This window comes from Bacillus salipaludis, assembly GCF_030938565.1.
Classification (GTDB): domain Bacteria; phylum Bacillota; class Bacilli; order Bacillales; family Cytobacillaceae; genus Neobacillus; species Neobacillus salipaludis_A.
This window is the reverse complement of sequence record NZ_JAVGVR010000001.1, coordinates 2,179,938-2,202,800: the sequence shown is the minus strand read 5'-3', so window position 1 is coordinate 2,202,800 and position 22,863 is coordinate 2,179,938. Positions and strand designations below refer to the sequence as shown.

The following is a 22,863-nucleotide window of genomic DNA, read 5'->3' as shown; positions in this document are numbered from 1 at the left end:
AATTATTTATGAAAAAAAGGTAAAGGTCAGGGCCCGATGAATTGACCCATAAAATGTAAGAGCCGTGTAAAAAAGGAAAAAGACGATAAAATTGCACCTCCAAAATCCCTTCAACACTTTACCGAATAAAATTTCACCTTTTATTTTCCAATGAACCACCGCAAAAGTCATTGCAATTAGAATCACCACTATTATTATTAACCAGAATAGCGATTTTCCCCAAATGGTTACGATTAAAAAATGAACAGCAATAATAAATAAGAAGGTTGTAAAATCTAATGCCTTATGGACAGATTTACGTTTATTCTTTGTGATCATCCTAAATATAATATATGCCGCTACAAATCCTAATGGCGGTAAAACGAAAAGGACTGATAAAACAGTTGAAATAAACGTAATCATATCAAACCACCTTTTCCAAGCTCTTTCCCCTTTAAAAGGAGATAAAAACTTTCAATTAAAGGAACCTTTTTGAACTCCTCATTTGCCTTTTCCGATAAGAAGCCTAAAATTGCTTCCACTTCAGTTTTTCGATTTGCTTCAATATCCTTTAGCATAGAAGAACGATTTTCGGCTGTTTTATGACAAATATCGATTATTTTCTTCAAATGAAAATCAGGGTTTTCTATATTTAATAGAATTGAGATTTCGTTAAATAAATGAACAACATTTTTAAAATAATATTCATTTTTAATTAATTCACCATTTTTCACCCCAAGGATAGCTGTTAATGGATTTATAACCGAATTGACAATTAATTTATTCACCAGCATCTTGTAAAAATCATCGTTCATCAAGATTGGAAATTCACTAGGTCCGGCTTCGATTAATGCTGTTAACACATAAGTATCGCCGCGAAAGACAGCAACATTTGTTACGCCTTCTCCATTATGACTGACGGTAAAAGCATTTTCCCTGTATGCACCATGTTCAACTGATCCGACAAAAATCTGTGTTCCCGTTAGTGTTTCTAAATGCTTTAAATGACCCATTCCATTTTGTAAAAATAACAGGTTTTTTGGAGTTATTGATAGTCTATTTATATTTTTAATAATCTCTTCTAGATGGTAGGATTTTACCGTAATGATGATAAGATCTTCCGTTCCTTCCCATTTACTTAATGGTAAAGCACAAACCAAGGCTTGAGCCCTATTAGTGTTCTTTTTTAAAATAATTCCGTTTTTTTCAATTTCCATTGCTTGTTCTTCTGTTCGTGTATAAAGTGTAACCTTAAAAACACGACTCAAATAAGATGCAAATAATAGGCCAAGTGACCCGGCACCAATAATTCCAATTTCCAAGCATATCCCTCATTTTTTCACTTTTCTATTATTTTATCAGAAGGTTTTTCACTTGGTAAGAAAAATCCCTTTTCATCAAAAGTGAAAAGGGACTTTGTACTGTCTAGCTCCAGCGCCTAGGGGCTTCCGCATTTCTATTTAGACTGGATACACCGGATGTTTCCGAACGCTGAATGTTAATTCTTTTGTCTCATAATAATCAAAACGCTGAACTAATACATCCCGCAATTCCTCCGGGGCAACAATTTCATCCACAATTAACTCCGAGGCAAGCTTATAGATATCAATACTTTCTTTATATTCTTTGTGCTTTTCCTGAACAAAAGCGATTTTCTCTTTTGGATCGGCAATTTCGTTTATTTTATTTGAATAAACTGCATTTACAGCTGCTTCCGGACCCATTACAGCAATTTGTGCCGTTGGTAAAGCAATACAGCAATCTGGCTCAAATGCAGGACCAGCCATTGCATAAAGTCCGGCACCATATGCTTTTCTCACAATGACAGAAATTTTAGGAACAGTTGCCGAGCTCATTGCGGCAATTAATTTAGCCCCATGGCGGATAATTCCGGCTCGCTCTACTTTTGTTCCAATCATGAAGCCTGGGACATCAGCAAGGAACAATAAGGGAATATGGAAGGCATCACATAGTTGAATGAATTTTGCTGCTTTATCAGCAGAATCAACAAACAGGACGCCCCCTTTTACCTTTGGCTGATTGGCGATAATTCCAACTGCCCTGCCGTCGATTCGCGCCAGACCCGTGATAAGCTCCGCTGCAAACAGCTTTTTAATCTCATAAAAACTTCCCTCATCTACTAAGCGGTCAATACATTGGTACATATCAAACGGGGCATTTTGATTTTCCGGAATAATCTCTTCTAGTTCACGGCCTTCCTTTGGCACAATTCCAGCAATTAACTGTGTTCTTTCTTTAAAGTTTGCCGGAAAATACCCGATATATTTTTTTGCTGATTCTATCGCTTCCTCCTCACTATAGGCAAGAACATCGCCACAGCCGCTTACCGAACAATGCATCCGGGCTCCACCCATTTCTTCGAGGGTTACCTTCTCACCGATCACCTTTTCCGCCATGCGCGGCGAACCAAGATACATGGAAGCATTTTGATCCACCATAATAACGATATCGCAAAATGCCGGAATATAGGCCCCTCCTGCCGCTGAGGGCCCAAAAAGAATACAAACCTGCGGAATCATACCGGAGAGCTTTACTTGATTATGAAAAATCCTTCCGGCGCCGCGGCGATTTGGAAACATCTCTAACTGGTCGGTGATTCTCGCACCAGCAGAGTCAACTAAATAAAGTAATGGAACCTTTAATTTTTCAGCGGTTTCTTGAATACGAATGATTTTTTCAACCGTGCGGGCTCCCCAAGATCCAGCTTTAATCGTTGAATCATTTGCCATAACACAAACAGTTTGGCCGTTTATCTTTCCAATCGCACAAACCACCCCATCGGCCGGTAGATCACCCGCTTGGAAATTAGCAAATTTCCCGTCTTCTTCATATATTCCTTCATCGAACAATAACACAAGCCTCTCACGTACAAACAACTTGTTTTGTTCTTTTAGCTTCTCGTGATATTTTTTAAGCCCGCCAGACTCAATTTTTTTACGATTTTCGGTCAATCGTTTATTCAGCGTATTAGGTGTTTCCATTGTTCTCCCCCCTTATCAACTGCTATTCAATTACTATTAAAACATCCCCTTCATTAACAAAATCTCCAATGCTCACTTTACATTCTCTAACAATTCCTTCTGTGGGACTTTCAATCGGGATTTCCATTTTCATTGATTCGAGCATTAAAACCTCCTGCCCCAATTTCACATTTTCACCGTTTGAAACAAAAATATTTAAAATGGTACCAGCCATAGAAGCAGTAATTTCTCTCATACTCATTCTCTCCTTAGTTTTTTAATTGTTTTGTTAAGAAATTTGTTGTATAGATACCCTTTTTAAAATCTTCATTCGCCAGTATTTTTAAGAAAAGCGGCGCGTTTGTTTTAATTCCATCAATTTTTAGGCTTTTAAAGAATCGTTCTGCAATTATTAATGCTTGATCGCGAGTATCACCATGAAAAATACATTTCGCTATCATTGGGTCATAAAAAGGAGTAATAGTACCTCCGCTTACATAACCGGCATCTACCCGGACACCTTGCCCACTTTCCCACTCAAAAATTGCAATTTTACCCGGTGATGGCAAAAAACGTACAGGGTCTTCCGCATAAAGACGGAATTCAATGGCATGCCCCTCTAACGTGATTTCAGATTGAACTTTCGGAAGCTTTTCTCCCTCTGCAATCAAAATTTGCCACCTAACAAGGTCTAGTCCAGTGATTTCTTCTGTAACAGGATGTTCTACCTGAATTCTCGTATTCATTTCTAAAAAGTAGAAATTTTCTTGTTCATCTACTATGAATTCAATTGTCCCGGCATTAGTGTAGTCAACAGCTTTTGCTGCTTTAACAGCTGTATCATACATTTTTTCACGAACTCCATTGGAAAGGAATGGTGACGGGGATTCCTCTACCACCTTTTGGTGTCTTCTTTGAATCGAACAATCCCTTTCATATAAATGAACGATATTTCCATGTATGTCACCAAAAACTTGTATTTCAATGTGTCTTGCGTTTGCAATATATTTTTCGATAAAAACCTCATCTGAGCCAAAATAAGCCATTGCTCTCGACTTTGTCGATGCATAGGCTTTACCGAGCGCTTGCTCATTTTCACATAACACCATTCCGATTCCCCCGCCTCCACCACTTGCTTTCAGCATTATGGGGTATCCAATTGTTGCTGCTAAGGAGCAGGCATCTTCAAGTGTCTTTAATCCATGAGCGCTTCCCGGAACCACGGGAACACCAGCGTGTTCCATTGTTTGCCGAGAAACAATTTTATCCCCCATTAGCTCAAGGGTTTTCGGTTCTGGACCAATAAAAATGATTCCTTCCTCAATTGTTCTCAAGGCAAATCCGCTGTTTTCGGATAAAAATCCATATCCAGGATGAATGGCATCCACCTTTTCCTCTTTGGCAATAGCTAAAATTTTTTCAACTTGCAGATAGGATTTAGTAACTGGAGGCTCACCAACATACACTGCCTTAGATGCGGCTTTAACATAGGGCATTTCCTTATCGGCATCTGAATAAATAGCAACTGTTTCAATCCCCATCTCATGGCAGGTTTTAATAATCCGAAGCGCAATCTCTCCCCTGTTGGCTATTAAAATTTTTTGCACATGATTACCCCTTTCTAAACCCCTTTAGTCCCTCCATAATTATATGTTTCTACAACCTTCACGAAATTTCCTGCAAACTTTGAAAACGCTTCCTGAAGTTTTAATGGAGGAAATTTATATAATTTTGTTATATAATAAACGTAGTAGTTCGATTTAAATAATTCAAAAATTATCTCATATCCATGTTATTCAGTATCACTTGAAGATATACGGATGATGTATCCAATCACTTTCTTTTTAGGGGGTTCCTTTATGGGGTCAAAAGTTGAAAAATTAAAAATCAATTTTAAAACACTTGAAGAATTTAAAAAGTTTAAGCAATATGGAATTCAAGAGCTATCTATGCTAGAAGATTTAGAAGCCAATATGGTGGAAGATCATAGTGATTCACCATTTTATGGTATTTATTTTGGAGACAAACTAGTAGCAAGAATGAGTTTATACCAAATTGACGCGAAATTTGACCGCTATTTCTATCCACCACAAAATTATTTAGAGCTTTGGAAGCTAGAAGTACTGCCTGACTATCAAGGTAAAGGCTACGGCAAACAGCTTGTAGAATTTGCAAAAAGCTTTGGTCTGCCTATTAAAACTAATCCTAGAGTTCATTCAAGTGAATTTTGGAATAAGATGGATTTTGATGCTGTTGAGTATGATATGGAACGTGACCGCGGTGAAAATCCTCTTGTATGGTATCCTGCAGGTGTAGAAGCACAGCATTAAAATAAAAAAGCGGACATAAAGTCCGCTTTTTTATTTTTCCACTCTTTCAAGATTCCCGTTTTTATCCATTTGGAATTTTACCTTTTGCTGACGGTCTTCCTCCTGAAGAACAACCATTTTTCTTGCTCTTTCCATGATTTCAATCAATGATCGATAATCTTCCTCAATCGCTTTTAAGTTTTTACTCAATTTTTCATTTTCGGCTGCCAGATAGAAGATTTTCTTTTCTAATTCTTTTATTTTTTCAACTGACTTTTCTCGGTCCTCTTCAATGGTGGAGCTAACCTCAGCTTTCCTATGAAGTCCCTCTAAAAAATGGATAACGGTTTGAAAACTAACAGATTCACCACTGGATATGGATGAGGCGGCTTCCACCATAACCTCGGTAACATTTTTTTCTTCTTCCACTTGAGGTAATTGTTTTTTCATTTCCTTTCTTTGTTTTTTGGCAAGTTCAATTCCTGACTTGTATTGTTTCCTAACGAAAGAATTCCAGCGAAAACCACAGGCTGCTGAAGTTCTTGACAGCTGTTTTCCTACTTCCTCAAAAGCCTGTAGCTGCGTTCCTCCCTCACGGATATGTCTTAAAACAACTTCGGCAAGCAATAAATCTTCATCTTGTGACCATGCATCTTGGCGAGTTGGCGACATTCAGATCCCTCCTAGTGTTTTTATTCATACATATGCATCTACTAGAAAAGATAGACTGAAACAACACCTGTTTTCGGTTTAATTGTTTGTTTTTTTATTCATAAACATTTTGACATATTGATGGTGGGATTCATTCTCCCAAAGGCGGGCACAATTTCGGACTTCCTTCTCTATTCTCTCTTGCAGTTTCGTTTCCTCCCACCTTCCAATCCATATCTGTTTATAGGATTGCAGTACACCTTTGTCCTTAAATAAGAGATTTTCCAAGAATGTTTCACATTCTTTTATAGGGTCAGTCTCATAAAGGGCGTCAATCAAACCTATCTCATTTAATCTTTCTATCTTATGAACCTCAGCATCCATTAACAGCTTCATGTAAAGGGGATTTGGCAGCTTTTCTGCCAAAATCGTTCCCCCTCCCCAGCCAGTTGTAATTGATTGCTTTCCTTGAATAAAACCAGCTTTTATTCCCTTCCGTGCTAGACGAAAGTCGCAGGCAATGGCAATCTCACATCCGCCACCAACTGCATGTCCGTTCATAAGGGCAATAGTAGGAATGGGTAATGTTAACAGCGAGTAAAGAATTTTAGACATTTTTGAGAGCATTGAATAGGCTTCTTCTTCGGTTTCAAGCAAGTGAAAGACAGATAGGTCTCCTCCAGAACAAAAGGCATTTTCTCCTTCTCCCGTAATAACCAAAGCCAAAACATCAGGGTCAGCTGCATGATGAATCGCTTTCGAAAGCCCTTCCATAACATCATAATCTACTGCATTTCTTTTATTGCCTCTTGTGATGGTAAACAATAAATAACCCTTTTCTGATTTTTCAATGGTATAAGCCATAATCCTTTCTCCCTTCAATATGAAATATGTATGGATTGCTTCTTTTAAAATTACTCATTGATTATCGCACTAATCACTTAGTTTGGAAATTAACATCCCCTTTAAACGACAAAAGCACAAGGGCTTTATGCTCCTTGTGCTTTTTATCTCAATGAAATTAGTCGTTCACAACGTCTTTTCCTTTGTATGTTCCGCAAGCTTTACACACGCGGTGAGCAAGTTTCATTTCACCACAGTTTGGGCAACTTACCATACCAGGTACGTTTAATTTAAAATGAGTACGACGCTTTCTCTTTGCAGTTTTAGAAGTTCTTCTAAAAGGTACAGCCATTCTTCCCACCTCCTTAAAGAGTTTAAAGAAAGTCATGAAGACGAATTACTTAAAGTCTTCACGTTGCTCCATGTTTTGCCGATTATGATTCGGAAGAATTGTCATTGTCAAAAAACTTAGCAAGTCCAGCTAGTCTTGGATCAATTTTTTTCGATTGATCCTCTTCATGAATCACTTCCCAATCCTTACCGGATTGTGGCGCAGCATCTTCATGTGTGACATCTTCGCAAAAAACCTGCATCGGAATCTCAAGTAAAAGAATTTCTCTAATGACTGGCATTAAATCAATACAATCCCCTTTTACTTGATGCACTTCCTCTTCCATTTCGTAATTCGAAGTTTGTAAGAGGAAAGTTTCAGATGTTTCGACATAAATTGGAAGCTTCACATCCACTAAAGTACGAGAACAAGGAAGTATTAAATAACCTTCGATTTTTAAATGAAAGGTCACTTTCGTTGAATCAATATCTCCTCTGCCGGTAATATGCATTGGAGATACCTCTCGGATGGAAGGATCATCTTGTTTAATCTCATCAACCCGAATCGTTTCATCAATCGGAAAATCCTTGTTTCGATATTTTTGTAATTGGCTTAATGTCCATTTCAATTGAATCACCCCAAGGCAACAAAGGTAATTATAGCCTTCGATTAAATTTTTGTCAATGTTTTTTCTTTACACCTAGGAAGGTGATTTTTGAAGCAATAAAGTTCATAAAAACAAATCATTTATTAGTGTAACCATTTACCATTATTACAAACATCATATCAAATTGGCGAATTTAAAGTCTGAGAGAATTCTTGGTATAATGATTTTACCAAATTAATTAAAGGAGTATACAAATGAAAGCTGTTGGCGTAATTGTCGAATATAATCCCTTTCATAATGGACATGCTTTTCACGTCCAAGCAGCAAGAGAAACCTCGAATGCCGATATTGTGATTGCAGTAATGAGTGGAAATTTTCTGCAAAGAGGAGAGCCTGCACTAGTTTCCAAATGGTACCGAACGAAAATGGCTTTATCGGGGGGAGTAGACCTCGTATTTGAGCTTCCATATCAATTTGCTACCCAAAATGCAGAGTTTTTTGCTGATGGGGCTATTTCTATATTAGATGCTGTGCATTGTGAATCTTTTTGTTTTGGAAGTGAAAGCGGTGACATTTCCTCCTTTTTAAAAACCATTGACTTTTTGGAAGAGCATCAAGAAATCTTTGATGAGAATGTAAGAAGACATATTAAATCGGGTGTTAGCTATCCAAAAGCATTATCACTTTCGTTTCAGGATTTTACTGATACAGAAGGTTTATTAAACCTAACAAAGCCTAATAACATCCTGGGATTTCAGTATATAAAGTCGATAAAAAAAGTAAATAGTAAAATAAAACCGCTAACCATTGCCCGAAAGAATGCCAATTACCATGATGAGCATTTTGCTTCTGAAACGATTGCGAGTGCAACAAGTATACGTAAAGCCCTTTTTTCAACTGATGATAGAACATTTACCATCGACCAGTATGTCCCTGAACCGACGACTGAATTATTAAAGGAGTATTACAATCATTATAGGGGATTTCATCAATGGGAAAATTATTGGAGCTATCTACAATTTCGACTGATTCAGTGTACCCCGGAAGAACTTAGGAATATTTATGAGGTTGAAGAAGGAATTGAAAATCGGCTGAAAGCTGCTGCCTTAACCGCTGGCAGTTTTCAGGAATTCATGGAAAAAATAAAAACTAAGCGTTATACCTGGACAAGACTGCAACGAATTTGCGTACATATTTTAACGAATGCAGTAAAAGAAGAAATGAGCAAACCTGAAGGTGCAAACTATTTAAGATTATTAGGGATGACCCAAAAAGGAAAAACATACTTAAACAAAGTGAAATCCGAGCTTAAGCTCCCGCTCGTTTCAAAACTATCTTCCTATAAACAAAAAGAAATTATGCTTGATATCAAAGCAGCACAAATCTATTCATTTGGCATCCCTTTGGACCTAAGAAATGAATTCATCCAGCAAGAATATAAACAAATTCCAATCATAGTAAAGTAAAAAGACGGTGCAATGCACCGTCAGGCTGTCGAAAACCTTCGATAGCTTTTTATTTTATATATTTACTTTTATAATTTACCGCGTTAATTTATTGTAATAATATTAATGTATACGCTTCAAATAGGGCTGTTGATTTGCGCTCTAGGCGCTTCGCTTTCCGCGGGCGTGCCGGGGAGCCTCCTCGTCGCTGCGCTCCTGCGGGGTCTCCCCAGCCCCGTACTCCCGCAGGAGTCTTCGCGCCTTCCGCTCCAATCAACAGGGCGTAACAATAGAGCCATCCTCATAATATAAAAATTATAAATAATAAGTGCTGAATTTAATGTTTAAACCTGAATTAGTTCCTGATGATCTTCTTCGCTTTTAATTGACAAATATATTGATTTCTCCTTTCTTCTTGAAAAAGTTCGTCCATTTTATAGTGAGGATAATGGCCGTGATTTGTACGTTTGTCCTAATAGTCCAGAAATAAAATACAAAACAACAAATCGGGAAGGATATAGAGAATATAAATAGGATTCAAAGAGGTGTGAACATTGTCCACTTCTCTCTCAATGTACCCGTTCAAATAATAAGGTAAAGATAGTAACACGTCACGTTTGGGGAGAAGATAAGGAAAAAGTAAGATTGAATCGACTATCTAAATCGGGAAAAATGCTTTATAAATTTAGAAAAGAAAAAATCGAGCAAAGCTTCTCAGACTCAAAAGAGCTGCACGGGCTTCGCTACTGCCGTTTACGGGGGGTGAAAAAGGCAAGTGAACAGGCTCTCCTTACGGCAGCCTGCCAAAATATAAAAAAGATTGCAACACATTTGGCAATGTTAGAAAAGTGTGTTGCAATACATTAGGTTGATTCTCCCCCTGTTGATTGGAGCGGAGGGCACTCGACTCCTGCGGGATAAAGAGGTCACTGGAGACCCCGCAGGCGCCAAGGCGCCGAGGAGGCTCCAGGACCTCCCCGCGGAAAGCGAGTGTTCGGAGCGGAAATCAACAGGACAGTTAGCAGGAACAAACGATTTAGGTAAAATAAGAAATTTAAATTCAGATAATAAAAAATTGCCGAGAAAAATACCCTTTCTCGACAATCTGACGGTGCTATGCACCGTCTTTTACTTTTTAGGCAATTTTTCTAAATAGGTAACGGCATCATCAAATGTATCTACCGGTACAATTTTCATTTTTGTTTTGATATCTTTGGCAGTTTTCACAGCTGCCCGGTAGTTGGAATCTTTTGCACCTTTTTCATTAGGAGCAAAGAAAATTTCCGCTCCTGCTTTATCTGCTGCTACAATTTTTTGTTCAATTCCCCCAATTGGACCAACCGTCCCATCCACATCAATGGTACCGGTTCCTGCTATTTGATAGCCTTTCGTCAAGTCTTCTTTTGTTAATTGATTATAAATTTCGAGTGAAAACATCAATCCAGCTGAAGGGCCGCCAATTTCATCCGTTTTTACTTCAACAGGTGGATTTACCTTTACTTCCTTGTCATCAACTAAATAAATTCCGATTCCCACTCGATTAGGCTGCTTTTTTAACGGCTGGACATAGAGTTTGGCTGTTTTTGTTTTTTTATCTCTCATAAACGTTAAGGTAACTTGGGCACCCTTATTTTTTTCACCAACATAGGCAATGAATTTTTCTGAGGAAGGGAACTGATGGCCATCAACCTTAAAAATTCGATCACCTGCTTGAAGCTTGCCATCCGCCGGCATTCCCGGAACGACATCCACCACATAAATACCTTTATATTTATAATTTACCGGAAGGCCAGCTTTTCGGTACGCAACATCAATCGCATTTAATTTGGATTGGGCCATGAGATAGAGCTGTTTTGCATTATACTCCTCATCTGTCTCGGTTTTATCTAAAACCTGTTCTACTGGATAGAGTTCTTCATATTTTTTTATTTTTGCTTCTAAATAGGAGTAGATTGTTGCTCTTCCCATTCTTACTGTTGTCAACATAAAGTTGCCTTTTTCCTTGTATCCATCTTCTACCTTTATTATAGGATGAAGTTCTTTAGCCATCCCCGGTTTTGTTACATAAAAGGGGAGTGTATAAAACAAACCGCCAATTAACACAATCGCTATAATTAATATAGCACTGAAATATATTTTCTTACGCATTCCACTTTTTACCCCTTCCACTGCTCAATAGCCTGTTTAATTTGAGGAATATGTTTTTTAATTTCTTCTTCTCCTGCCTTAATAATCTCTTCAATGTTGGTGAATGCGCGTGAACTAAACATTTCAACCGGAGGACGGATCATAATGTCCGCGGCAATCTCCCTTGTATTGATAATCTCAGTCTGCATGATATCAATACTTTGCATAATCACATCATAAATCGAGGTGATTTCAGCGTTTCGTTTCACCATCGAGACATCCACGGCAATGACGATATCTGCACCCATATCTTTTGCAACCGATACAGGTACACGGTCGGAAACACCCCCATCTACTAAAATCCTCCCTTTGTACTTTTCCGGAACAAAAATTCCCGGAATGGAGATACTAGCCCGAACGGCTTCTGCAACAGGACCATTTTGAAACACTACTTTTTCTCCAGTTAAAAGGTCAGTTGCGACAATTCCAATTGGAAGGGATAAATCTTCTATATTTTTTCCGTGCGTAAATACCCTGACAAATTCCTTCACTTTCTTTCCTGCAATAAACCCCATTTTTGGAACAGTAAAGTCTAAAAAATACTTTCGTTTAAAAGCTGTTGAAAGTTTGTATAATCGATTCATTTCTATACCGGCACCGTAAAAGCTCCCCACAAGGGCACCCATACTGCTTCCTGCAATCAGGTGAAATGGGATCCCCTCTTCCACCATTACCTTGATCACACCTAAATGCGCAAACCCGCGTGCTCCGCCAGATCCAAGTGCTAACCCTATTTTAGGCTGTACCATTAAAGTTACCACCTCACTCACCCGCAAAAGTGAAATCTCGTTCAATCTTATGGTCTAATTTCTCGAACTATGAGTATATTTGATTTATATGAGGACGAGTAGTAAAAGGACATTTGCGTGAATATTTCTTATTTTATCATTGATACGGGGGAAATGCATAGTTACTGTTACCCCAAGGAAGGAGGTCCCCTTCGTGTTTCGTTCAAAAGTTAAAACGATTGTCTTATCCATATTCATTACCATACTAGCTGCTTCACTTATCAGCTTTCCGAAGGAATCCTTGGAAGCTTCAGTCCGTGGTCTCAAGATGTGGTGGGAAATTGTCTTCCCTTCCTTGCTGCCCTTTTTTATCGTTTCCGAAGTGCTAATCGGCTTTGGAGTCGTTAAATTTATTGGAGTCCTATTGGAACCCCTTATGCGGCCTGTTTTTCGCGTACCCGGTGTGGGAGGTTTTGTATGGGCGATGGGAATGGCCTCCGGGTTTCCTGCAGGAGCCAAATTTACTGCCCGCCTGCGCCAGGAAGGTCAGTTGACTCAAATTGAAGCAGAACGTCTTGTTTCATTCACGAACTCTTCGAATCCATTATTTATTTTTGGTGCAGTTGCTGTTGGTTTTTTCAATAATGCCAAATTGGGCATCATACTGGCCTTGGCCCATTATCTAGGGAATATCTGTGTTGGTATCATAATGCGTTTTTACGGTAAAGACAAGGGACGCCATCAGGATGAACCAAAGCGTAAATTCATCATCCGATCAGCTTTTTCCACCCTGCATCGTACAAGGTTAAAGGATAATCGCCCCATCGGAAAAATGCTTGGCGATGCCGTTAACTCTTCCATTCAAACCTTGTTAATGATTGGTGGATTTATTATCCTATTTTCAGTCATAAACACACTGCTGTATCATTTACATATTACCGCGATTTTAGCTAAAGCTGTTGAAATGCTTCTTTCCGTGTTTTCCTTTACGGAAAACTTAAGCATTCCTCTTATTTCTGGAATATTTGAACTTACACTAGGAAGCAAGCTGACAAGCCAAGTACAGGATGCACCTCTTTTGCAACAGACCATGATGGTAAGTTTTATCCTGGCATTTAGCGGCTTCAGTGTTCAGGCACAGGTTGCAAGTATTCTAGCCCAGGCAAATATTCGCTTTCAGCCATTTTTCATAGCGCGGATTATCCATGGTATACTCGCAAGTATTTTTGCCTATCTCTTATGGAAGCCAGTTTACCTCCGTTTTTACCAAACCGACCATCCAACCAGTGCCGTACCTGTTGGATTTTTTGAAAAAGGTTCTTGGGTGCATAGCTTTTACGAACGAATGATCGAGGCTGGACCGATAATTACGATATTTTCACTTGCACTTTATACGGTCATCTTATTTTTTAGATTACAAAGAAACCGGACATAATTACTTATGCCCGGCTTTTTTTATTCATGTTTGTAAAATTTTGCATGCAACGCTTTTTCAACATATGGAGGCACCAGTTCTGATATTTTTCCATTGTACTTGGCTACCTCTTTTACAATACTAGAACTTAAAAAGGAATATTGGTTGTTCGTCATAATAAAGAATGTTTCAATTTCTTCATTTAGAACCCTGTTCATTGAAGTAATTTGCATCTCATATTCAAAATCGGAAACAGCCCGCAAGCCGCGAATGATGGCATTCGCCTTAACGCTTTTCGCATATTCAACAAGTAAACCTGCAAATTCATCGACAATTACATTAGGTATATGTTTTGTTACCTCCTTAATCAAGTGAATGCGTTCTTCCGCTGTAAAAAGAGGATTTTTAGAAGAATTATTTAACACTACAACATATATCTGGTCGAAAACTTTGGCCCCTCGCTTAATAATATCTAAATGGCCATATGTAACTGGATCAAAACTCCCTGGACAAACGGCTATGCTAGCCAAAATGACTCCCCCTTATCACTACTCACAGATTGACGAATAAATCGTAACCGTAATAATCCCATATTTTTCATGTTTTATTTGTGTTAAGGCCCCTACCGATAGCGGAAGCTCTACATCGTGGCTGTGTTCACAAACAACAATCCCGTCTTCATTCAAAAGGTTCTCTTCTACAATTGTTTGCATTAAGTTAATAAGCTGCTGCTTTTTATACGGTGGATCCAAAAAAATATAATCGAAACGGATTTCTCTTTTTATAAGTGCCTTTAATGCACGCTCAGCATCATTTCGATATACCTCGATCTTTTCATCAAAGCTGCACGATTTAATATTTTCGCGAATCACTTGAATGGCTTTGGCGTCACGATCAATAAAAATCACTTTATCCAAGCCTCGGCTTAGAGCTTCGATTCCCAAACCGCCGCTCCCTGCAAATAAATCGAGTCCGATTCCACCGTTAAAATAAGGCCCAATCATATTAAATAAGGCTTCTTTCACCTTATCTGTTGTTGGCCTTGTTGTATTTCCCGGTACTGCTTTAAGGGGTCTACCTTTACAAATACCTGAAACCACTCTCAGAACTATCACCACATTTATTTAAAAAATCATTTTTCTTCCCCTATCCTACCATAATTGAATAAACTAGCCAAATATCAAATCATTTCAACATCATAATAGAAAAAAATAAAAAAGCGTGTATAAGCTTTTTCGTTGTGGGGATAATGTTATTAACAACATCAATTCGAGGATGTTGTTGCCAACCGCGGAGAAGACTTACGTTTCCCCATAAGTTCTTCCTCCGGTTTCTCCTCTCCCTTTGCCTTCTATCCTTGGTTAAGGATATAGAAGGACCCTGCAGATTTATTTCTGCGGGGTTTTTTATTTTTACACAAAATGATAAAGTATTGTTGAGTCTAAAAAAAAGGGGAGTCAGACTATTGATCCAGCGTTTTATTGAATTAGGTGAGGGTTTTTCTGATATATATGAGTTAATAGAGCTTGCCAAAGCAAATCAGCATCGTCTGCTGCACATGATGGCATTACATACAACCATCGACGATAAGCAGGTAACCTCCTTAGTCGTTGTTTTGAAGCCAACAGATCCTGGAAAATTTCAAGCCTTATATATCTGCCGAGAAGGAATTCCAAATCCAAATTATTTGGCGAATCAACGTTATGGTTTGTTTGCCCAAACAGCAGAAATCCTTAACAAAACAATTCATGAACTCTCTGTAAAACCATCCACGATATTCCATGAAAAAGAACTTTATTATCAGTATTTAATCGGGATTTTACGATTAAATCATTATTTATTACCTTTACATTAAAAAAGTGGGGGCAGCTGCCCTCACCTTTTTAAATTCCCATTTTATAGTCGTATTCCTTTGCCTTGTCCGGCGCCGAATTTTCAAATTCCTTGTTCAAAAAAGGTTTATAGGAGGGTTCGACCTTCTTTACAAAGGAAAAAGAGCTTAATTTTTCCATAATTCCCTCTAAATCCTCTTGATTACAATACAAAACCACATATTTTAGTTTTTTTGAAACATAATGGACATTCCCAAATCGCCGTAACATTTTGGCTTGTTTTAATGAGTACAGCCAAATAACTAAACCTTGTCTTTGAACAAACATACTTTTTTCCCCTTCAACAAACCTTCATTTTAATTAGTCTAGCATATCAAATCAGTATTTTTCAATTCAAACTTTTCTGTAATTAGAAAAGCGGAAGCACCTTGGTCAGCCCCGACAAGTGCTGGAGGTCCTGGCGGTGAAGTCGTTCTTTGACTTCATCGACAGGACCGAAGCAACCTCGAGGGGCTAGGCGCTGGAGCTAGACAATTCTCAAAGTCGAATTTTTTTTTTATCTCTATAAAAAAATCGGCTTCCTTAGCCGATTCTAATCCCATTAACCACAGCTGCCGCTGCTGCAGCCACCACTGCAGCTATGTCCTGTATCAAAAAATGGATTCCCTGTAGGCACTTTAATATGCTCTGAGACAGATCCACCGATTAAGACACTGATATCGTCCAAAAGTGCCTGCAAATCATTTTCTGCCAGTTTGAAATCTGCTACAAGCGGATCCAAATCCATTTCCCGCTTATATTCACGGACTTCTGTCATGATTTTTTTATAATCAGGGTGATATTTACCAAAGCGCTGCACTTCTTCATATAGGTCTTTTACGCTGATAAACCGTTTAATTTTCCTTTGTGATTCCCGATTATGCCGCAATTTATATAAGGAAATTTGATATTGTTCAACAACATCAGATTCTAAAATCATTTTAGCCAATTCTTCTGCATTTTCTACTAATTCAACTCGCTCAGATGTAGCAAGCATGTCGCCCACCTCCACTCATATTTTAACACGAACGATAGGAGAAAGCGAAATTTTCCTTTTTACTTAGGTATATTTACCATGAATTCTTTCGTTAATCCATATGGCCGATTATTTAAATCAATCACTTCAAGCCTTACTTTATGATTTCCAGGTGTTAGTCCTTTAACGATAAACGCCGCTGTAGAAACCTCTTGAAATTTCCTATCATCGACCCACACAACCATCTTCCCAAGTTTTTCTTTTGAACTGTCAGATTCTCGAAAACTAATCCCGGATAAAATACACTCCACCATCACATTCGGCCCTCTTGTTTTGTATTGAACAAATAAGGAAGGCTTTTCCTCTGAATTTTGGTTTAATTCAGAGTTAGAATCAAATTTATATGTACTAGCTTGTACAAATGGTATTATTTTTGACTTTGATTCCGGCTTGGGCAGATCGTTTTGACATCCTGTCATAATGGAAAGTACAAAAATGGAAAGGGTCAGCATCCAAAAATTCCTTTTCAATTCCATCACTCCTTTCCTGTATTGTTCGCTTCCTTTTTGTTTTTTAATCTAAATAAAACAAGCAAAAGACCACATAATTTTTTTATGTGGTCTTGATTACCCTTGATTTTTCATCGATTGAAACATATTCAACATCATTGAAGCCATTTGTACACTGTTAGAGAATTTTTCCACTTGATGTGGGATTGTTTTCTTATAATAGTGCAATGACGCGATTTCTAATGATTGTATATCATAAGGGTTTCTGCTAAGTTTTCGGTACCAGAGCGGCTGCTCCCGAATAAATTGCTTGAACTCTTTTTGTCCACCTAAATACTCTAGGACATCTTTACGCATATTTTAAAATCCTTTCTTTTAATCTTTTCGAAATGTAAAAGGATTTATTGGCCCTTCTGGCGGTTTTCCGGGCGGTTTTGCCCCGTTACTCCCTTGAAATTGTGATAAAACACCTTGAATCGCTCCAATTGCTTGACTTAAATTGTTAATATGGTTTTGAATTTGATTTGGATCCATTTTGTTAACCATTCCCATTATATTCGATATTAAGTCCCCCTTTTTTTCTGTATTTGTTTCCTGTTCCTCTGGTTTTTCAGACAAGTCATTATTTTCATTTCCAATTTTTTCCCATCGTGCATCCTCTTCTCCCAGCAGATACCAATCCTCGTACAATTCCTGCCAGGTGGTTTTACCCTTCCGTACCTCTTGGATCATCTTAGGATTATTCTTTACAAATTCCTTAAACTTCGCCACAGATGGATGTAGTTTTTTTTGAGCCATTTTTTTCACCTCTGCCGACATCATGCCTATATTACGATATGTCAGAAAATAAAATGTGTGAAAGACTTAATGATGCTTAAATTATTTATAAGTGGTAAGATGTTCTTGAAATGAAATGAAAGAGGTAAAAAGATGAAGGACAAATTATTCACATTATTAGAAGCATGTTTAGAAAATGGTACTGAAAATGATATAACTGCCATTGCCCAATTTCTAGAGGTTTTGCAAAGAAAAATTAACGTAGGTAAACGATCTTTTATCGATCAGTTTTTTCATATGGATAGTAAGCTTGACGAAAACTGCTGTGAAATAACGATTCCATTAAACCCGATTCTAAACAATTCGTTTGATATTGTCCATGGTGGAGTAACAGCAACGCTCCTTGACACGGCAATGGGAACACTTGCAAATTACCTTCTTCCAGAAGGATATGGTGCTGTTACCAATCAGTTGAATATCCATTACATTGCCCCTGGAATTGGGGCAAGTCTCCGCTGTAACGCCGAGATTATCCACCAAGGCAACAAAACATTGGTCGTCACCGGTGAAGTCCATCGGGATGATGGTAAAAAAATTGCCTATGCAACCGGAACATTTTTTGTCATAAAGAAATAATATTTAGGGGGTCAAACATATGGTCACCGCCATTGTAATCCCTGTTATCCTTCTTTACTTTTATTTGATTACAAAAAAAGAAATGAAGGTACAAGATACTAAATGGCTTTCGCTAGAAAATATCCCTCAAGAGGCCGTTGCAGTTGGAGAAATTAAGAGTATTTATGAGGAAAAACAGCGCTATTATTATCATCGCTACATTTTTGTCCAGGAAATAAAGCTACAAACAAAATCGCAGCAAGTCACTGTAAAAAAAATTACTCCTCTTACCAAAACAACAAAGATTGAAACCTTTAAAGTGGGTGAATTTCTAAAAGTATACGGTTGTTGGGAAAGCAGCCAATTAGTCTTTAGTCATTTTGAAAGAATAAAAAAAACAGCGGCCTTCAATAGACCGCTGTTTTTATTGTTTCCACTTTTGAATAAAGTTCTGTGTATAATACTTTTGGAATACTCCTACACCAAGATGGGAAAAATCTTTATTTAACATGGAATCACGATGTCCTTTGCTGTTTAGCCAGCCTTCAACTGATGCTGGTCCATCAATATAATTAGCAGCAATATTCTCCCCCGCAGCTTGATAAACAACCTTAGCTGACTTTAACCGATCGGAAAGGGTGCCAAATTTCTTTGATGTATGGGAAAAATCATTATTTTTAGCCATATCCTTACTATGGCCATATGCAGCCTTCGCGGTTTTTTCATCCCACAATAGCGGCTTTAAATCATGTCTTACTCTTAAAACATTTGTAATGTCAAAAATTTGCTTTTCTTCTCCTACTTCAATCTCTCTCCACATTTCAATACTTGGTTCATCGGCCTCTATTAATTTCCCACTATAAACAAGCTCATAAGGACGCTGTTTAATGAGGGTATCAGCATCAAGGAACCGAACACTTGAAAGATTTCCTGTAAATTTATCAATATAGAGTTGTACATACACATTTCCTAATCGGACGACAGGCCGTATATTTAAATCTGTATCATTCAATTCAAACCGATAAGAGTTCCCATCCTGATCAATTTCAATATTGGCATCAATATATTGAGTATTAAAGATTTCCTCCACTGGTTGGCCAATTTCAAACGGTGCAACATCTAAATTCTTACCAATTGCATAGACTGTTACGATTCGGTTATTTTCAACCCCAACTTGCACATAGCGGGAATAATCTAAGTTATAAATGTACCATTGATAACCATAGGCTGATTCGTCAATTCGCTGCGGCCTTCCAAGTTCTTTTTCCAAAGCCGATAGTTTTTTCCCAATTAGTAGGGATAGCCCTTCTTTTGGCCTTTCCCGAGAGATTTTACTTTGCTTTATATCTGGATTTTTCGGCAATGTCGGACTCATTTCTGAAGTGTGATGGTCTTTTATTAAGACCTCATCACTGCTATCGTCTTTTACACTTATATAAAAACCAATGGATAAGAAAAGAGCCAAGACAACAAGAATTCTTATAAGTGTTCGCAGAGGCCAACACCCTCTCTAATACTTTTCTATGTAATATAGATAAATTAATTATATCATCTATATCTTTTTAAGTGATATGTATACATCATCTTAACAGAATAGTAACATTAAGAACAAGAAAACAGGTACCAACGGCACCTGTTTTCTTGTTCTTTAATGCTGAATTCCATTATAATTTGATTCGGAAATCTCCGTAAGGGCTTGTTTTGCCTGATCGTCTGTTAAATCCCTGATTGCGAAGTCCCCAAGTGATACTATTCCTACTAGCTTATCGCCTTCTACAACAGGAAGGCGACGAATTTGATGTTCCGCCATTAATTTAGCTGCTTCCCTGCTGGAAGCATCAGGTGAAACCGTAATTAAATCGTTACTCATTATATCTTCCACTTTCGATGAAGCAGGATGTTTTTCTGCAACACATCGTAAAACGATATCACGGTCAGTAATCATTCCGACAAGCTTATCATTATCCACGATAGGAATGGCCCCAACATTTAAATCCTTCATTTTAACTGCCACTTCAAATACATTATCAAGTAAAGAACAGCTTTCAACCTTGTCGGTCATAATTTCACGAATTTTTTCCATAACAAATACCCCCTATAATAATAAAATTCTTAACAATAATATAGAATTCCCCCAAGAGATTAAATTATTCTGTAAATGAATTCATTGCAAGTTGATACAAATTCAACTATTATTAAATTGAATTAAATCTGCTATAATACCGAATAATGTAACATAGGGGTAATGGCACGTTTTTAGGAGGGAATTCAAAAGTGAAATTCGAAAATACTGGAATTGAAAAATTTAAAGCTGATTTAAACCGCTTGGATGAGGTCATGGATGAACATGGCTTAGTACGTGAAGGCCAATGGGATTATGAACGTGTTACATATGATCGTAAATTTGAATTAAAAGAGGGCATTTTCTACTTGCGTGTGTTTGGTTATGCCACCCAGGGGGACGTGGGCTCGCACAAAGCTACTATTCAATTGATGACACCATTACTAGGGAAATACTACTATCCACACGGAGTAGAATATGGTGAAGGTGAAAACTTCCCAAGCGGCCTTGTAAACCAATGTAAAAAAACTTTAGAAGAAATTAAAGGTAAAATTGAAAAGTTTGCTGAATAAAAAAAGACGCATGATTTGCTCATGCGTCTTTTCTTTAAAATCCGAGAATTGCTTTGATTAAAGAGGTAGTTTCTCCACCCTTGTAAAATACATATAATAATAGGTAGACCGCTACACCGGTGATGGCCGTAAAAAACCAGACAATACATGTGATAGGTCCAAGTTTGCGGTGAACTTTAAGTTTATTTTTATAGCCAGTTATTATGGAAATAAGGCCTAATACTGCTCCCGTAGTGGCAAGCGTAATATGAAAGATTAAAAACACTGTATAGAAAATCTTAATATTATCAGGACCGCCAAAGGATGTATTTCCGATAAACACTGTTCTTGACTCATAAATAATAAAGAAAATAAGAGCAAATATGGCCGCAAGTGTCATTGTTTTTTTATGGGCATCAATTCGTTTTTGTTTTATTTGCCGCCAGCCAATTGCCATTGTAATGGCACTTAGAATGATAAAGGACGTACTAATCGTAGGTAAAATAGGTAAGGACATTTAAGCTTCCTCGCTTTTTAATTATTCTAATGCAATTTTAAAGTACTTCACATTCTTTTTCAAACATAAAGCTAAATTGGTTTAATTCGGAAAAAAATCTCCCATTGGGACAGGGAGATTTTATTCAACAAGGGTTGGCTTTAAAGTTTTATTTAGTTCTGCCTCAGATTCAGCTTGATCTTTGCGGTACCATTCAAAAAATACATGCCCTAATACAAAAGCAAAAATGATTTCCTGAAGAACCTTCATAATAACTCCACCTAACTGTTGGTCATCCACTAATGACATGGAACTAAATAGTTGTGGTCCACTAAGATTTAAACCCTCGAAGGTCGAAGATCCGACACATAAACTCATTACCCTCCCCCATACATTTGGGTCAGAATAAGTCGCGTAAAATGAATGATCTGCAAAGATAATTAATGCACATGAGGGTGTCAATAATATTCCGTTTATAAAAAGGTACCCTACTTTTTTTAATCCGGTTATACCTTTTAGTTCCGGAAGCGGGCATATTAATGACCACCACAAACAAACCGCGGAAGAAAATAACAATATCGAATAACCAGCATGGAAAAATCCATTTTGCATTACATTATCAAAAATAACTGGAATATGATACAAAGAAAATAATCCATTAAAAAGTAAAAGTGCCAAAATTGGCTTTGTTACTAGATTAAAAATAGGTTTTACTATTTTAAGACTTAACACTTTTCTCCAAAGCCATGGCGGGATCCCTAATACAAACAATGGTGCAACAAGAAACACTAACAAAATCATTGTGGTGGCATGGATATAAAACATCAAATGACCCATTAAATCAAGTGGCGAACCTTTAATGGTATATAAAAGGCTAATACATAATACAAAGTACACTGCTTGCTTTCTAGTTAATGGCTCGCTGTCATTAAACTTGCTCCTGAATTTAATCGTAATTAAAAAATAACCAACCAATAATGCAATTAAAATTGATAAAAAGTACGGGCTCCATAGTGCTTTGAATCCAAAAATATCTAATGTAAGCACCGAAAATCACCTCAATATATTTTTAAAAAGCCATCCATTAGTATACCCTTTTGTTCACCTTAAAGCCAAGAATGACAATATTTATATCATTATATCATGATAAAAAGAAAATCGGCCTTTCAGCCGATTTTCTTTTTATTTTGCTTACCACCAAATGATGGTAGTAAATGTTAATATTGTGATTGCTCCTACTAGTACCCCTGAATACAAGAATAATGATGGAGCTTCATGCCCTTTATGGCTCATGTGCATGAAATAATAGAGCTGAAAAATGACTTGAACCACAGCCAAAAGAATAATAAATGGTACTGTGAACCATGCAGTAAACCCTTTGACTGCAACTGCTGCAAAAGCAATCAAAGTCAAGAAAATCATTAAAGCGAAAGAAATAACTTGATATCTCATTTCTTCAGCGCTTTTTTTCCGACGATATTCAATGTCAACTCTTGGGTTACCTGAATTTACCTGTGGATTTGCCATCAGT

30 protein-coding genes and 1 pseudogene are annotated in these 22,863 nt (G+C 37.5%); 8 read left to right on the top strand and 23 right to left on the bottom strand.

Annotated elements, in window-relative coordinates:
* Window positions 1-6: 6 nt before the first annotated feature.
* The 5 genes from RCG21_RS10930 to RCG21_RS10910 all read right to left on the bottom strand — a co-directional run bounded on the left by RCG21_RS10930 (window position 7) and on the right by RCG21_RS10910 (window position 4,567).
* Window positions 7-402 (bottom strand): DUF3397 domain-containing protein, encoded by a 396-nt coding sequence (locus RCG21_RS10930; RefSeq protein ID WP_133332528.1) that lies wholly within the window; start codon window positions 400-402, stop codon window positions 7-9.
* Window positions 399-1,301, bottom strand: a complete 903-nt coding sequence (locus tag RCG21_RS10925) for a 2-dehydropantoate 2-reductase (protein WP_308913160.1) — start codon at window positions 1,299-1,301, stop codon at window positions 399-401. The genes RCG21_RS10930 and RCG21_RS10925 overlap by 4 nt, the downstream gene beginning before the upstream one ends.
* Window positions 1,302-1,439: 138 nt before the next feature.
* Entirely contained in the window at window positions 1,440-2,981 is a 1,542-nt protein-coding gene (locus RCG21_RS10920; RefSeq protein ID WP_308913159.1) for an acyl-CoA carboxylase subunit beta, read from the bottom strand.
* Window positions 2,982-3,003: 22 nt separating this feature from the next.
* Window positions 3,004-3,216, bottom strand: coding sequence for a biotin/lipoyl-containing protein (locus RCG21_RS10915; protein ID WP_133332531.1), 213 nt, complete (start codon window positions 3,214-3,216; stop codon window positions 3,004-3,006).
* Between the two features lie 13 nt (window positions 3,217-3,229).
* Entirely contained in the window at window positions 3,230-4,567 is a 1,338-nt protein-coding gene (locus tag RCG21_RS10910) for an acetyl-CoA carboxylase biotin carboxylase subunit (RefSeq protein WP_133332532.1), read from the bottom strand.
* A gap of 252 nt (window positions 4,568-4,819) precedes the next feature.
* On the opposite strand from RCG21_RS10910, the gene RCG21_RS10905 reads away from it, so the two are divergent.
* A complete protein-coding gene (locus RCG21_RS10905; protein WP_026574780.1) occupies window positions 4,820-5,290 on the top strand; it encodes an N-acetyltransferase in 471 nt (156 codons plus the stop codon).
* 30 nt (window positions 5,291-5,320) lie between these two features.
* On the opposite strand, the gene RCG21_RS10900 is transcribed toward RCG21_RS10905, so the two are convergent.
* From RCG21_RS10900 to RCG21_RS10885, 4 genes are all read right to left on the bottom strand, one after another.
* Window positions 5,321-5,941 carry an RsfA family transcriptional regulator gene (locus RCG21_RS10900; protein WP_308913158.1) on the bottom strand — a complete coding sequence of 207 codons (621 nt, stop codon included), beginning with the start codon at window positions 5,939-5,941 and terminating at the stop codon, window positions 5,321-5,323.
* A 78-nt stretch (window positions 5,942-6,019) separates the two neighbouring features.
* A complete protein-coding gene (locus RCG21_RS10895) occupies window positions 6,020-6,784 on the bottom strand; it encodes an enoyl-CoA hydratase/isomerase family protein (protein WP_208025304.1) in 765 nt (254 codons plus the stop codon).
* Window positions 6,785-6,941: 157 nt separating this feature from the next.
* Window positions 6,942-7,115: a 50S ribosomal protein L32 gene (rpmF, locus tag RCG21_RS10890; protein ID WP_024029176.1), complete on the bottom strand. Its 174-nt coding sequence runs from the start codon at window positions 7,113-7,115 to the stop codon at window positions 6,942-6,944.
* A gap of 82 nt (window positions 7,116-7,197) precedes the next feature.
* Window positions 7,198-7,722, bottom strand: coding sequence for a YceD family protein (locus tag RCG21_RS10885; protein ID WP_308913157.1), 525 nt, complete (start codon window positions 7,720-7,722; stop codon window positions 7,198-7,200).
* 233 nt (window positions 7,723-7,955) lie between these two features.
* On the opposite strand from RCG21_RS10885, the gene RCG21_RS10880 reads away from it, so the two are divergent.
* Complete coding sequence (locus RCG21_RS10880; RefSeq protein WP_308913156.1) at window positions 7,956-9,167, top strand: nucleotidyltransferase; 1,212 nt, start codon at window positions 7,956-7,958, stop codon at window positions 9,165-9,167.
* A gap of 423 nt (window positions 9,168-9,590) precedes the next feature.
* Window positions 9,591-10,013: pseudogene (locus tag RCG21_RS10875) on the top strand (transposase); the annotation flags it as partial.
* Between the two features lie 261 nt (window positions 10,014-10,274).
* Here the strand turns inward: RCG21_RS10875 and RCG21_RS10870 are convergent.
* A complete protein-coding gene (locus RCG21_RS10870) occupies window positions 10,275-11,294 on the bottom strand; it encodes a SepM family pheromone-processing serine protease (RefSeq protein ID WP_133332537.1) in 1,020 nt (339 codons plus the stop codon).
* A gap of 8 nt (window positions 11,295-11,302) precedes the next feature.
* Entirely contained in the window at window positions 11,303-12,082 is a 780-nt protein-coding gene (locus RCG21_RS10865) for a patatin-like phospholipase family protein (RefSeq protein ID WP_133332538.1), read from the bottom strand.
* Between the two features lie 193 nt (window positions 12,083-12,275).
* Between RCG21_RS10865 and spoVV the strand changes: the two genes are divergently transcribed.
* A complete protein-coding gene (gene spoVV / locus RCG21_RS10860) occupies window positions 12,276-13,496 on the top strand; it encodes a dipicolinic acid transporter SpoVV (protein WP_133332539.1) in 1,221 nt (406 codons plus the stop codon).
* Between the two features lie 20 nt (window positions 13,497-13,516).
* Here the strand turns inward: spoVV and coaD are convergent, their stop codons facing one another.
* Both coaD and rsmD read right to left on the bottom strand, forming a co-directional pair.
* A complete protein-coding gene (gene coaD, locus RCG21_RS10855) occupies window positions 13,517-14,005 on the bottom strand; it encodes a pantetheine-phosphate adenylyltransferase (protein ID WP_133332540.1) in 489 nt (162 codons plus the stop codon).
* Between the two features lie 18 nt (window positions 14,006-14,023).
* Window positions 14,024-14,581: a 16S rRNA (guanine(966)-N(2))-methyltransferase RsmD gene (rsmD, locus tag RCG21_RS10850; protein ID WP_133332767.1), complete on the bottom strand. Its 558-nt coding sequence runs from the start codon at window positions 14,579-14,581 to the stop codon at window positions 14,024-14,026.
* A gap of 359 nt (window positions 14,582-14,940) precedes the next feature.
* Here rsmD and RCG21_RS10845 point away from each other — a divergent pair, with 359 nt between their 5' ends.
* Window positions 14,941-15,330 (top strand): DUF7147 family protein, encoded by a 390-nt coding sequence (locus RCG21_RS10845; protein ID WP_133332541.1) that lies wholly within the window; start codon window positions 14,941-14,943, stop codon window positions 15,328-15,330.
* Between the two features lie 28 nt (window positions 15,331-15,358).
* On the opposite strand, the gene RCG21_RS10840 is transcribed toward RCG21_RS10845, so the two are convergent.
* The 5 genes from RCG21_RS10840 to RCG21_RS10820 all read right to left on the bottom strand — a co-directional run bounded on the left by RCG21_RS10840 (window position 15,359) and on the right by RCG21_RS10820 (window position 17,629).
* Window positions 15,359-15,634, bottom strand: coding sequence for a YlbG family protein (locus RCG21_RS10840; RefSeq protein ID WP_026574767.1), 276 nt, complete (start codon window positions 15,632-15,634; stop codon window positions 15,359-15,361).
* A 274-nt stretch (window positions 15,635-15,908) separates the two neighbouring features.
* Window positions 15,909-16,343, bottom strand: coding sequence for a YlbF/YmcA family competence regulator (locus RCG21_RS10835; protein WP_308913155.1), 435 nt, complete (start codon window positions 16,341-16,343; stop codon window positions 15,909-15,911).
* A 59-nt stretch (window positions 16,344-16,402) separates the two neighbouring features.
* The gene (locus RCG21_RS10830; RefSeq protein WP_308913154.1) at window positions 16,403-16,852 is read right to left on the bottom strand and encodes a DUF6130 family protein; all 450 of its coding nucleotides are present in this window, start codon (window positions 16,850-16,852) and stop codon (window positions 16,403-16,405) included.
* Window positions 16,853-16,948: 96 nt separating this feature from the next.
* The gene (locus tag RCG21_RS10825; protein WP_133332544.1) at window positions 16,949-17,188 is read right to left on the bottom strand and encodes a YlbE-like family protein; all 240 of its coding nucleotides are present in this window, start codon (window positions 17,186-17,188) and stop codon (window positions 16,949-16,951) included.
* Between the two features lie 18 nt (window positions 17,189-17,206).
* Window positions 17,207-17,629 (bottom strand): YlbD family protein, encoded by a 423-nt coding sequence (locus RCG21_RS10820; protein WP_133332545.1) that lies wholly within the window; start codon window positions 17,627-17,629, stop codon window positions 17,207-17,209.
* Between the two features lie 132 nt (window positions 17,630-17,761).
* Here RCG21_RS10820 and RCG21_RS10815 point away from each other — a divergent pair, with 132 nt between their 5' ends.
* Together RCG21_RS10815 and RCG21_RS10810 are read left to right on the top strand one after the other, a co-directional pair.
* Window positions 17,762-18,244 carry a PaaI family thioesterase gene (locus RCG21_RS10815; protein ID WP_133332546.1) on the top strand — a complete coding sequence of 161 codons (483 nt, stop codon included), beginning with the start codon at window positions 17,762-17,764 and terminating at the stop codon, window positions 18,242-18,244.
* Between the two features lie 19 nt (window positions 18,245-18,263).
* The gene (locus RCG21_RS10810) at window positions 18,264-18,731 is read left to right on the top strand and encodes a hypothetical protein (RefSeq protein WP_308913153.1); all 468 of its coding nucleotides are present in this window, start codon (window positions 18,264-18,266) and stop codon (window positions 18,729-18,731) included.
* Here the strand turns inward: RCG21_RS10810 and RCG21_RS10805 are convergent.
* Both RCG21_RS10805 and RCG21_RS10800 read right to left on the bottom strand, forming a co-directional pair.
* Window positions 18,648-19,718 (bottom strand): CAP domain-containing protein, encoded by a 1,071-nt coding sequence (locus RCG21_RS10805; RefSeq protein WP_372512755.1) that lies wholly within the window; start codon window positions 19,716-19,718, stop codon window positions 18,648-18,650. The two genes, RCG21_RS10810 and RCG21_RS10805, sit on opposite strands and share 84 nt — an antisense overlap.
* 153 nt (window positions 19,719-19,871) lie before the next feature.
* Window positions 19,872-20,306 carry a CBS domain-containing protein gene (locus RCG21_RS10800; RefSeq protein WP_133332549.1) on the bottom strand — a complete coding sequence of 145 codons (435 nt, stop codon included), beginning with the start codon at window positions 20,304-20,306 and terminating at the stop codon, window positions 19,872-19,874.
* A 191-nt stretch (window positions 20,307-20,497) separates the two neighbouring features.
* Here RCG21_RS10800 and RCG21_RS10795 point away from each other — a divergent pair, with 191 nt between their 5' ends.
* The gene (locus RCG21_RS10795) at window positions 20,498-20,857 is read left to right on the top strand and encodes a YugN family protein (protein ID WP_133332550.1); all 360 of its coding nucleotides are present in this window, start codon (window positions 20,498-20,500) and stop codon (window positions 20,855-20,857) included.
* A 34-nt stretch (window positions 20,858-20,891) separates the two neighbouring features.
* Here the strand turns inward: RCG21_RS10795 and RCG21_RS10790 are convergent, their stop codons facing one another.
* From RCG21_RS10790 to ctaF, 3 genes are all read right to left on the bottom strand, one after another.
* Window positions 20,892-21,353, bottom strand: coding sequence for a DUF420 domain-containing protein (locus RCG21_RS10790; protein WP_133332551.1), 462 nt, complete (start codon window positions 21,351-21,353; stop codon window positions 20,892-20,894).
* A 120-nt stretch (window positions 21,354-21,473) separates the two neighbouring features.
* Window positions 21,474-22,379, bottom strand: coding sequence for a cytochrome c oxidase assembly factor CtaG (ctaG, locus tag RCG21_RS10785; protein ID WP_133332552.1), 906 nt, complete (start codon window positions 22,377-22,379; stop codon window positions 21,474-21,476).
* 144 nt (window positions 22,380-22,523) lie between these two features.
* On the bottom strand, window positions 22,524-22,859 hold the full coding sequence (ctaF, locus tag RCG21_RS10780) for a cytochrome c oxidase subunit IVB (RefSeq protein ID WP_133332553.1): 336 nt from the start codon (window positions 22,857-22,859) through the stop codon (window positions 22,524-22,526).
* Between the last annotated feature and the right edge of the window lie 4 nt (window positions 22,860-22,863).